Consider the following 937-nt stretch of genomic DNA (forward strand, 5'->3'; position numbering starts at 1 on the left):
GACCCTTCCACAATGGATATGTTAGAGCAGGGTAGTGCCAGTCGTCGACAGTTATTAGACTGGTTGGTGTTTCACATGAAACAAGGCTTTCACTCCCAGTGGGTAGCGTATCAGCGTCTATTAAAACAGCGCAATAGTTTGTTAAAAAAGACGAATCATTTATCACATGTTCAGCTTGCAGAGCTAAGATCCTGGGACAAAGGGCTTGGTAACCACGCTGCGCTTATTCACCATTATCGTGAGCAAGTATTTACCGAATGGCAGCCTTATTTTGCAAAAAGCATTGCACAATTACTGCCTGCCTATGCGGATCAACTAAGCTTAAGCTACAATGCAGGCTACGATACAAGTGTGGGACTTGACGTGCAGCTTAATGAGCGCCTAGAGCAGGATTTGCAATTAGGGTACACTCGTATCGGCAATCATCGTGCTGATATTCATGTACATTGGCGCTCTAGTGACTCTACAGGAGCCAAAAGTTCTGATAAAGAAGTAGATGTCGCCTTAAGAGATGAGTTAAACCACAAATTGCCGATTTTGAAAGAACAGGCAGCCAATGTCTTATCTCGCGGTGAAAAGAAGCTCTTGATTACTGCATTGCGTTTGTCTCAATTGCCTTTGCTACTTAATAATGAGGTAGTCACAAAATTATCTAATAGTGATATCCAAACAAGAATGACTCCTGTCGTACTTTTAGATGATATTACGGCAGAATTGGACAGTAGGGCGATAAAAATATTACTAACAACTTTAGCGCGTCTACCTTGTCAAGTATTTATGACCAGTCTGACTGATGATGTTGTACCCCTAGTTAAAGAATTATGGTCAAATCCTAGAACGTTTCATGTGAAACATGGTCAGATCTATTTGACTTAGCAAATTCTGTTATTAGATCACTGTTTTTACTTCTTCATTACCTCCTTATTATTTTTCTATT

1 protein-coding gene is annotated in these 937 nt (G+C 40.3%); it reads left to right on the top strand.

Annotated features, from left to right (window positions below; all coding sequences use genetic code 11):
- Nucleotides 1–876 (top strand): DNA replication/repair protein RecF (locus ACS8FD_RS17660; RefSeq protein ID WP_439276810.1); only part of this gene is annotated, 876 nt, incomplete at its 5' end.
- Between the last annotated feature and the right edge of the window lie 61 nt (nt 877–937).

Source organism: Psychrobacter sp. 1U2, from assembly GCF_051847575.1.